General features: G+C 60.1%; 1 protein-coding gene. It reads right to left on the bottom strand.

Annotated elements, in window-relative coordinates:
- Positions 1-276 (bottom strand): phage tail tip lysozyme (locus tag AC1RPN_RS07700; protein ID WP_481763638.1); only part of this gene is annotated, 276 nt, incomplete at both ends.

The raw sequence follows: 276 nt of genomic DNA on the forward strand, positions 1-276 counted from the left end.
AGTACTTGCGGTGAAAAACTGCGGCCTGCGCCACCGTCCGCATCTTACGGAAGCGATCCATCAGACCCATCTTTTCCATCTCGTACCAGTGGAATGCTGCCTGAACCTGCACCTCGGTCATGCTCGGATTCTTCTTCCGGAACTGGCGCAATTCACGAATGCGGTCCGCGCTCAGCCACTGGGCGACGCCGCGTGCTCCAGAGTACGGGTTGCGGGCGTGCACGTCGAACTGCGATTCTTGCTGGACCGAGCCCAAGGCCCCAGCAATCTGCGCAT

It is taken from the genome of Dellaglioa sp. CoH-57-MRSF-20 (assembly GCF_056781955.1).